Raw genomic sequence first — 8,894 nt, forward strand, 5'->3', positions numbered from 1 at the left:
ATTCATGGCGAACCCCGACATGTACGCGGCGATCTGCCGGTTCTGCCCGGACTGCATCGCCAAAGCACTCCCGATCATGGGGAGGTCCTGATGGATTACTGGCAGGGCCGCGCCGCGTGCGCCGACTACAACCCGAGCCGTTGGGACACCGACGAACCCGCACCCGAGACAATCCAAATCTGCAACGGGTGCCCGGTGCGGGAGCAGTGTCTACAGGACGCGCTGGACCGCAAGGAATCCCGCGGCATTCGCGGCGGACTCACCCCGAACCAGCGGCACCAACTCGCCCGCAGGATCCCACCACGATCCTGCAAAGGCTGCGATGCCACATTCATGCCGGGGCATCACCTGGTGCGGTACTGCACACCTGAATGCCGGCGTGCGGCGCAGACCGCGCAGCAACGCGGCTATGAGGCGCGGCACCGGGAGAAACGGCGACAGCGGGACAAGCTGCGGCCCGAATCCCGCCACCTCGATAGGAGGTCGGCATGAGCTGGGAAACCGACGAGTGGCGCTCCGCCGTCGCATCCATGTCCGAGATGGACCGCGCTGCAACAGAACACGACCGCCCCGACATCTACGGATGGAACCCGGAGGACAACCTGTGAACGACACACACCTGACACGAGCGCGACTCCTGCTGGCAGACGCCAAGAAGGAGATGGCCGAGTTTGAGGACACCCTTGATGCGGGATCGGTACGGGGCATCGCCACCGCATCCCAGGTCCACATCGGCGACGCCATCGACCTCGTGAAGTACCTGGAGGACGCATGACATTGCAGATCCTTCCCGAGCTCGAACAAGGTTCGGACGAGTGGCTTGAGCAACGGCGCGGTCTGGTCACCGCTTCCGTTGTCGGGCAGCTCATCACCACCCGCAAGATCGGCGCCGTCGACTTCGATTGCCCCGAGTGCGGTGCGGCGGCCGACAATCCCTGCCTCGGCAAGCGGTCCCCGACGCCGATCAAGACGTTGCATCCCGAGCGCGCCGAATACGCCCGCAGCCAGACGTCGTCGACCGTCATTGAACCGGCCAGCAACGACACCAGCCGTGGCCTCACCGCTTCACTGGTGGCCGAACGAATCACCGGCGTTACCGAACCGATCTATGTCAACGACGACATGCAACGCGGCATCGACGACGAGCCGATCGCCCGCGACAAGTACAGCGAAAAGTACGCACCGGTAACCGAGGTTGGGCTGATGATCCGCGACGACTGGGGATTCCGGATCGGGTATTCACCTGATGGCCTGGTCGGCGATGACGGCCTGATCGAGATCAAGAGTCGAAGGCAGAAGGGGCAACTGGCAACCGTGCTCGCCGGCCATCCGCCGATCGAGAACATGGCGCAACTGATGTGTGGGCTGCTGGTTTCCGGCCGCAAGTGGATCGACTACATCAGTTGGTCGGGCGGCATGCCGATGTTCGTTAAGCGTGTCTACCCTGATCAACGCTGGTTCGACGCAATCACCAAGGCTGTCGCCGCATTCGAGGCCAACGCCGCCGAGATGATGCGCGTCTATGACGAGTCGACCGTTGGCTTGCATCAGACCGAACGGCGCGTCGAAGACTTCGGGCTGGTGATCTGATATGTCCGACATCGAAGAGTGGCGCGCGATCCCCGGATACGAAGGCGCCTATGAGGTCTCAGACAAGGGCGGAGTGCGATCACTCACCCGCCTAGATACGCGAGGTCGTTTGCGACGCGGGAAGCTGATGAGCCCACGCAAGGCACGCAGTGGACATCTGGCCATTGCCCTCCATGCCGGCTCACGTCGGAACTTCTTGGTGCACCACCTCGTGCTGATGGCGTTCGTCGGACCGCGACCGGATGGCCTGGATGGGTGTCACCGTAACGACATTCCGGACGATAACCGTGTCGCAAACCTCCGCTGGGACACGCGAAGCTCGAACGCCTTGGACTGTGTTCGTAACGGCGGTCACCACATGGCAAATAGGACCGAATGCCCTAAAGGCCACCCATATACGCCAGAGAACACCTATGTGAAGCCAAGCGGTAGCCGGTGCTGCCGCGACTGCCGTCGCATATACCGCGAGGAACACAGGGAGGAAAGAAGGCTTAAGGGTCGGGAGTACATGCGCCAAAGGCGCGCCAGGGCCAGGACGGAAGCGGCAGAGAACCCGACCAGAAAGGCGTCTTAACATGGACATCTCAGCAGCTGCGCAACCGAACAGTGACCAGGTCAACGCTGAAGACATGCTTTCGGGTCCTCGTGCCGTGACCATCGAGAAGGTCACGAAAGGCTCTGCGGAGCAACCGGTTTACATCCACCTCGCGGAGTTTCCTGGTCGAACCTATCGGCCCTGCAAGAGCATGATCCGAGTGCTGATTGCCGGGTGGGGCAAGGATGCATCTGCCTACGCAGGCCGGCGCCTCATGCTCTATCGAGATCCGGACGTGCGATTCGGGAAAGACACACCGGGCGGCATCAGGATCAGCGCCATGAGCCACATCGACAGCCGGCTCACCTTGGCGTTGACCGTGACCCGCGGCAGGCGCGCCCCGTTCACCGTCGAACCCCTGCCTGATGGCCCCCCGCAGATCACTGCCGAGACCGTGGCCGAGTTTGAGCAGCGCATCACGGATGCCGCAACAGTCGACGAGTTGAAGAACATTGGCGCCGACCTGAAGTCGTGGGATCTGGGCACACACCGCGAACACCTCCTGTCCATGTGGAGTGACCGCAAGAAGGCCATCGAGGCGACCTCGTGATCGCAATCGAATGCATCGAGTGCGCGAAGAAGTTGGGGCGGCCTGTGCGGTCGGAATACCCGGATCGTGACGGCGCCCAGGCGTTCGTCCGCCGGCATCACGCCCTCGTCGGGCACAGAGCAGAAATCTTGGAGGGGCAGTGAACGCAACAGACCAAGGCGACGAACCGCTCGGTGAGGGTCCGATCGACACCCTGACAGCGATCAAGCGGGGCGCCGAGCTCGGAATGCTGGCCGGGGCTGACTACGCCAAGGCGATCACCGCGGTTCGTGAGCTGCACACCGAGAACTACTTCCGGAATTGCACCTGCTGCCATGAGCCGTGGCCATGCGGAACCATCCTCGCGATCGACGAGGCCGGCGCATGAGGCCTCTGTTGCTCGATCGGCGTGCGGTGCGGGTGCCGGCGTCGATGCAGGACGTGCTTGACCTGGGCGAGATCCTGCGGGAGTTGGCGCGCGCAATCGAACGGCAGGGGGAGAAGTGACGACCACGTACACCAAGTTCGTCGCCAACAAGGCGCGTTTCGACAACACGTACGGGCATCAGGTCGACGGCGCCGAGGTGCACTCGCTGCTATTGCCGCATCAGCGTGACCTGGTGCGGTGGGCCGTCGCTGGCGGGCGCCGTGCGATCTTCGCCGCGTTCGGCCTGGGCAAGACGGTGATGCAGCTCGAAACGGTGCGGCTGTCGCTGGCCAAGCATGGTGGCGGCAAGGGCCTGATCGTGATGCCGCTCGGTGTGCGCATCGAGTTCGCCCACGACGCGCAGATGTTGGGCATCAAAACCCGGTTCATCCGCCGCACCGACGAAATCGACGGTGACGGCATCTATCTCACCAACTACGAGTCCGTGCGCGACGGCAAGCTCGACCCGAAGGCCTTCGCGGCCGTCAGCCTCGATGAAGCGTCAGTGTTGCGGTCCTACGGGTCCAAGACCTACCAGAGCTTCCTCGAGCTGTTCGACGGGGTGCCGTACCGGTACGTCGCCACCGCCACCCCGTCACCGAACCGGTTCAAGGAACTGATCCACTACGCCGGGTATCTCGGCGTCATGGACACCGGCGCCGCGCTCACCCGGTGGTTCCAACGGGACTCGACCAAGGCGAACAACCTCACCCTCTACCCGCACAAGGAACGCGAATTCTGGCTGTGGCTCAACACGTGGGCCGCGTTCGTCCAATCACCGGCCGACCTCGGACATGACGCCACCGGCTACGACCTGCCGCCCCTGGATGTGCAGTGGCATGAGGTTGACCCGCCGGCCGACGGGTTCGACTTCGAACGTGACGGGCAGGGGCAGCTGGTGCGCGGCGTGAACCTCGGCCTACCCCAGGCCGCGGCGGAGAAGCGACGTTCCCTCGGGGCCCGGCTGGCGAAGCTGACCGAGATCGTCACCGACCACGCCGAACACGGCCAGGGCCAGATCGTCATCTGGTGCGATTTGAACGACGAACAACGCGCCATCGAGAAGGCCCTCGAGGACGCCGGTCTCAGCTTCTCCTCGGTGTACGGCTCACTCGACCCCGACGAAGTGGAACGCCGCCTGGCCGACTGGAAGCACCGCGACACCTACGCCCTGATCGGCAAGCCAGTGATGCTCGGGCAAGGCATGAACCTGCAACAGGCGCACACCTGCGTCTACATCGGCATCACGCACAAGTTCAACGACCTGATTCAAAGCCTGCACCGCATCCAACGGTTCGGCCAAACCCACCCCTGCACAGCCCATCTCATCCACTCCGAAACCGAACGCGAAGTGGTGCGGATCATCCGCGAGAAATGGGCCCAGCACAGAGAGCTGACCTCAACCATGACCGACATCATCCACGAATACGGACTGGACCCCGAAGCGATCTCAGAAGCCCTGCAGCGGTCCATCGGCTGCGAACGCATCGAAGCCTCCGGTGAGGGCTGGGCATTCGCCAACAACGACTGCGTACCCGAAACCGAAAGCATGGCCACCGATTCGGTCGACATGATCGTCACCAGCATCCCGTTCTCCAACCACTACGAATACACCCCGTCCTACAACGACTTCGGGCACACCGACGACAACGACCACTTCTGGCAGCAGATGGACTACCTCACCCCCCAACTGCTGCGGATCCTCGCACCCGGGCGCATCTACGCATGCCACGTCAAAGACCGGATCCTGTTCGGCAACGTCACCGGCGCCGGCGTTCCCACCGTCTCCCCGTTCCACGCTGAGGCGTTGTTCCACGGCCGTAAGCACGGGTTCGACTACCTCGGCATGATCACCGTCGTCACCGATGTGGTGCGGGAGAACAATCAGACGTACCGGTTGGGTTGGTCGGAGCAGTGCAAGGACGCCACCAAGATGGGTGTCGGCTCACCGGAGTACGTTCTGTTGTTCCACAAGCCGCAGTCGGATCGGTCGAAGGGGTACGCCGACACCCCGGTGACCAAGTCGAAGGACGACTACACCCGGGCCCGCTGGCAGGTCGATGCACACGCGTTCTGGCGCTCGAGCGGTGACAGGTCATTGACTGCCGACGAGCTCGCCGAGCTGAAGCCTGATGCCCTGGCGACTCTGTTCACCAAGTACAGCCTGCAGGACGTCTACGACTACGAATCGCACATCCGGATCGGTGAGCAGCTCGACGGTCGCGGCGCACTTCCGGCCACGTTCATGTCACTGGCGCCCGGGTCCTGGTCGCCCGACGTGTGGCACGACGTGAACCGCATGATCACATTGAACGGGGAACAGAGGCGCCGCAACGTGCAGATGCACGTCTGCCCCTTGCAGTTCGACATTGTGGACCGACTAATCACACGGTTCTCCAACCCGGGGGATCTGGTGTTCGACCCATTCGGCGGCCTGGGCACCGTTCCGCTGCGGGCGATGAAGCTGGGCAGGCGCGGCCGTGGCGTCGAACTCAACCCCGGCTACTTCTTCGATGCCGTCAAGTACCTGCAGGCCGAAGAGAACAAGCAGGACATGCCCAGTCTGTTCGACCTCGAGGACGCCTCGTGACTGCCGAATCCTGCTGTGCCCACCGTGAGCGCCGCCGTACCACCGGAACCATGTGGAGGACCAAGAAATGAGCGAATTTCCGTTGCGAACCGACGGGCCGATCAGGGCAAAACGGTTCCGAAAGAAGCCGGTAGAGATCCAGGCGGTGCAGGTGATTGACGATCTCGCCAACCACACCCTGATCGCGTACTGGATCGAATCGAACGGCGGGACTTGCATTCTCCCGTTCGCCGACCCGCACATCATCATCCGCACGCTTGAGGGAGACATGCGCGCAGACATCGGCGACTGGATCATCCGTGGCGTGCAGGGCGAGTTCTACCCCTGCAAGAGTGATATATTTGAGGCAACCTACGAGAGAGTTGCCGACAATGAGCGAACTGATTCAGTGTCCGAAGTGCGGGGAGATGAAGCCTCGTGAGGACTACTACGGAGTTCGCAAGCGCGCAGGCTGGTGCAAGGTCTGCTCTCGCGCCAAGAGTGCGGCGTACTACGCGGCCAACAAGGAGCGCCAGAAGGCCAAGCACCGCGAGTGGGTCGCAGCCAACAAGGAGCGCGTGGCTGCCCACAAGGCCAAGTCGGCCTATGGCATCCCCTTGGACGAGTACGAACAACTCATGCGCGAGGGCAAGTGCGCGATCTGCGGCAGTACTGAGCGACTGCGAATCGACCACTGCCACGTCTCTGAGCGCGTTCGCGGCGTCCTGTGCGACTCGTGCAACAAGGGCCTCGGGTTCTTCCGCGACGACCCAAAGCGGCTCAGGGCGGCTCTCCGCTACCTCAAACGGGAATAGCGCCAAGCCCGACATTTTTGCCGCGACGTACGAGGCGATAGGCGAATGAGCGCAGATATTCGGAAGCTGTATGACGACCCCGCCGTAGTTCAGGCGATGGCCGTACTCAAAAAGCACGCCATAACTGGCGCTCAATTCGAGCAGTGGTGCAGCACTTACGACCACGCCAGCTTGGGCAAGTCGCCCGCCGAGGAGCTGGAACGATGAACGCTACCGAGTGCGGGGAACCATACTGGCCCGAACCCGAACCGGATCACCAACACCGGTGCGCCATCTTGGGCACAGCGCGCCATGACATAGGGACGGCGCCGGGTGTCGACTGTGAAACCGAAATCCATAAGTGCGGATGCGGTTTTACCTGGGTGGTGGACTGATGAGCGCACGCGAGAGGGTCGCCATGGCGCTCCAGGCCGCGGAAGCTGATTGCCTTGAACGTGGCGAGGTCATGGGATACAGCGTGCTCGCCGACGCGGCTATCGCCGCGCACCTGGAGGCACTCGCCTCGTCAGGGCATGTCGTGGTGAAACTGCCCGAGCCGGTTCTCTCACCACGTCACCAGGAACAGATATGGGAAGTTGGCGACTCGCACGTCATCTACAACGAGAAGTGGCGAAACATCCGCGCCGAACTCGACTACGACAACGGCGACGATGACCCGCTAAGCGCCAGTGACGCCCGGGCATTCGGCGCCGCACTCCTGGCCGCTGTCCACGCTGCGGAGGCACCCGAATGAGTGGCATCGACGGGTTGCGCGACGGCACCGCGTTGGGCTGCGTCGGCCGGTGCAAAGTGTGCGGCAAGGCGATCCAACTTCGGCGGGTTCGGGAGTGGATGGTTCGGGACGGATTCGGCATGGAGGGTGCGGAGTTCGATGTCTGGTGCCACTTCACCATGGGTCGCATCGACGAGTCTGGCCATCCGGCCCAGCTGAATCCGGGGGTGTGCGATGACTGACCGCATCAAGGTCACGCCGGTCCGCGCCGCCAACGGCCGCATCCAAGGCTGGGCAATCAACCAAGGCGGCAGGGAACTCGACTTCTACGGCGTCGCCTGGTGCGGGGCGCTCGGCTGGAACCCCCACGCGCAAGCCATGAACCAAGCCCGCAAGCTAGCGCGAGGAGAGATCCGATGAGTGACGCCCAGAAGCTCATCAACGATGTGCACAAGAATCACAAGCCCTCGCGGTGGAGGTCGTTCAGTAACGACAACGAGATCCTTCGATGCGCCAATTGCAAGACGGACTTCGGCAGGCTGACGGGCAAGCCTCGCCGTAACGATCCTGACCCATATGACCTCTGGGCTGAGCATGTTGCCGCTGAGATCGACAAAGCCCTCGGAGGACTCACCCTGCACGTAGCGGGTTGGTCGAGTGGCTATTACGGCAAAGCTTGTTGGGTGTCTGGCTGGAGCGAGGTGCAGCCATGAGCACTCCATGCCCCGGCAGCCACACAACCCCGTACGCGCTCGTGCCCCGCGAAACCAGTGTTCGACGGGGCCGCAAGATGGTCGACTCCTACGGCATCTGCCGCTGGTGCCGCCGCGAGTTCTACATCCGCGGTGACGGCACCCTGCACACCCACACGGGACTCCCCGCTAACGGTGGCTGCCCCTACACGTGCCCCGGCCCTGAATGCGACTTTGCCTGCTACCACCCCAAGGACGGTGCCCGATGACTGTCGCAGAGTTGATCGCCGCACTATCCCAACACAACCCCGACCTACCCGTCCGAGCTTGCCTGTCCGACGAGTGCGGCCACTACAGCCAGTCCGTAGACGGGGTTGAGCGCGTGGTCTACGACGGCGACGTCCACATCGAGGTGATCACCGATGAGTGACGAGCCCGGCCTGTTCGATGTGCCCGCCGACGCCTACCTGATCCCGCCTGAACCGGAACAGCTCACACGTGGCGAGAGGCGGAAACGGCTCGTGGAGAAGCGCATCGCACAGGGAACGCACCCACTCGGCTACGTCGCACTACATCCCGACGCCGCGAAGTTCACGCCCGGCACCTCGGATGAATGCGTTGCCGAAGGGCTCCGCTGCGGTGACTGCCGGTTCCGCGTCCGGCTGAGCCATCACGACAAGACGTATCCGAAATGCCACTTCCCAACCCAGCGCGGCGACAAAGTGACCTACGACCGCGATACGGGCTGCGAATCGTCGGACATCCGCGCGTGGTGGCCCGCCTGCCGCGACTTCCAGGCGGTGCGCGATGACTAAGCCCTGGTTGCCGTTCCCGCGCCGCGAACTCGTGGCCCGCAACCGGTGCCCGGAATGCGGTCTGCACATCCGAACCCAAGGCCACCGTGACGGCTGCCCCAACCAAGAGGAGAGCCATGAGGATTAGGTCGACCAAACCGGAATTCTGGA

At 63.2% G+C, this 8,894-nt stretch carries 17 protein-coding genes; all 17 read left to right on the forward strand.

The features are described 5' to 3' along the window. Window positions 1-90: 90 nt before the first annotated feature. The 17 genes from ACNQR1_RS10355 to ACNQR1_RS10435 all read left to right on the forward strand — a co-directional run bounded on the left by ACNQR1_RS10355 (window position 91) and on the right by ACNQR1_RS10435 (window position 8,744). Window positions 91-492: a WhiB family transcriptional regulator gene (locus tag ACNQR1_RS10355; protein ID WP_418045798.1), complete on the forward strand. Its 402-nt coding sequence runs from the start codon at window positions 91-93 to the stop codon at window positions 490-492. Between the two features lie 112 nt (window positions 493-604). Continuing rightward, window positions 605-775: a hypothetical protein gene (locus tag ACNQR1_RS10360; RefSeq protein ID WP_418045800.1), complete on the forward strand. Its 171-nt coding sequence runs from the start codon at window positions 605-607 to the stop codon at window positions 773-775. Continuing rightward, window positions 772-1,590 carry a lambda exonuclease family protein gene (locus tag ACNQR1_RS10365; RefSeq protein ID WP_418045802.1) on the forward strand — a complete coding sequence of 273 codons (819 nt, stop codon included), beginning with the start codon at window positions 772-774 and terminating at the stop codon, window positions 1,588-1,590. Before ACNQR1_RS10360 ends, ACNQR1_RS10365 begins: the two co-directional genes overlap by 4 nt. 1 nt (window position 1,591) lies before the next feature. After that, a complete protein-coding gene (locus tag ACNQR1_RS10370) occupies window positions 1,592-2,164 on the forward strand; it encodes an NUMOD4 motif-containing HNH endonuclease (RefSeq protein WP_418045804.1) in 573 nt (190 codons plus the stop codon). 301 nt (window positions 2,165-2,465) lie between these two features. Next, a complete protein-coding gene (locus ACNQR1_RS10375; RefSeq protein ID WP_418045806.1) occupies window positions 2,466-2,735 on the forward strand; it encodes a hypothetical protein in 270 nt (89 codons plus the stop codon). Between the two features lie 139 nt (window positions 2,736-2,874). Continuing rightward, complete coding sequence (locus ACNQR1_RS10380; protein ID WP_418045808.1) at window positions 2,875-3,102, forward strand: hypothetical protein; 228 nt, start codon at window positions 2,875-2,877, stop codon at window positions 3,100-3,102. After that, entirely contained in the window at window positions 3,099-3,221 is a 123-nt protein-coding gene (locus ACNQR1_RS10385; protein WP_418045810.1) for a hypothetical protein, read from the forward strand. Before ACNQR1_RS10380 ends, ACNQR1_RS10385 begins: the two co-directional genes overlap by 4 nt. Further along, entirely contained in the window at window positions 3,218-5,731 is a 2,514-nt protein-coding gene (locus ACNQR1_RS10390) for a DNA methyltransferase (RefSeq protein WP_418045812.1), read from the forward strand. Before ACNQR1_RS10385 ends, ACNQR1_RS10390 begins: the two co-directional genes overlap by 4 nt. A gap of 67 nt (window positions 5,732-5,798) precedes the next feature. Continuing rightward, the gene (locus tag ACNQR1_RS10395) at window positions 5,799-6,152 is read left to right on the forward strand and encodes a hypothetical protein (protein ID WP_418045814.1); all 354 of its coding nucleotides are present in this window, start codon (window positions 5,799-5,801) and stop codon (window positions 6,150-6,152) included. Next, entirely contained in the window at window positions 6,139-6,525 is a 387-nt protein-coding gene (locus ACNQR1_RS10400) for an endonuclease VII domain-containing protein (protein WP_418045816.1), read from the forward strand. The genes ACNQR1_RS10395 and ACNQR1_RS10400 overlap by 14 nt, the downstream gene beginning before the upstream one ends. A gap of 373 nt (window positions 6,526-6,898) precedes the next feature. Continuing rightward, on the forward strand, window positions 6,899-7,258 hold the full coding sequence (locus ACNQR1_RS10405; RefSeq protein ID WP_418045818.1) for a hypothetical protein: 360 nt from the start codon (window positions 6,899-6,901) through the stop codon (window positions 7,256-7,258). Beyond that, window positions 7,255-7,479: a hypothetical protein gene (locus ACNQR1_RS10410; RefSeq protein WP_418045820.1), complete on the forward strand. Its 225-nt coding sequence runs from the start codon at window positions 7,255-7,257 to the stop codon at window positions 7,477-7,479. Before ACNQR1_RS10405 ends, ACNQR1_RS10410 begins: the two co-directional genes overlap by 4 nt. Continuing rightward, a complete protein-coding gene (locus tag ACNQR1_RS10415; RefSeq protein ID WP_418045822.1) occupies window positions 7,472-7,657 on the forward strand; it encodes a hypothetical protein in 186 nt (61 codons plus the stop codon). Before ACNQR1_RS10410 ends, ACNQR1_RS10415 begins: the two co-directional genes overlap by 8 nt. Then, window positions 7,654-7,950 (forward strand): hypothetical protein, encoded by a 297-nt coding sequence (locus ACNQR1_RS10420; protein ID WP_418045824.1) that lies wholly within the window; start codon window positions 7,654-7,656, stop codon window positions 7,948-7,950. The genes ACNQR1_RS10415 and ACNQR1_RS10420 overlap by 4 nt, the downstream gene beginning before the upstream one ends. Continuing rightward, entirely contained in the window at window positions 7,947-8,198 is a 252-nt protein-coding gene (locus ACNQR1_RS10425) for a hypothetical protein (protein ID WP_418045826.1), read from the forward strand. The genes ACNQR1_RS10420 and ACNQR1_RS10425 overlap by 4 nt, the downstream gene beginning before the upstream one ends. Next, window positions 8,195-8,359: a hypothetical protein gene (locus tag ACNQR1_RS10430; RefSeq protein WP_171504876.1), complete on the forward strand. Its 165-nt coding sequence runs from the start codon at window positions 8,195-8,197 to the stop codon at window positions 8,357-8,359. The genes ACNQR1_RS10425 and ACNQR1_RS10430 overlap by 4 nt, the downstream gene beginning before the upstream one ends. Continuing rightward, the gene (locus tag ACNQR1_RS10435; RefSeq protein WP_418045828.1) at window positions 8,352-8,744 is read left to right on the forward strand and encodes a hypothetical protein; all 393 of its coding nucleotides are present in this window, start codon (window positions 8,352-8,354) and stop codon (window positions 8,742-8,744) included. Before ACNQR1_RS10430 ends, ACNQR1_RS10435 begins: the two co-directional genes overlap by 8 nt. Window positions 8,745-8,894: the final 150 nt, after the last annotated feature.

This window comes from Mycobacterium sp. 48b, from assembly GCF_048282725.1.
GTDB lineage: Bacteria > Actinomycetota > Actinomycetes > Mycobacteriales > Mycobacteriaceae > Mycobacterium.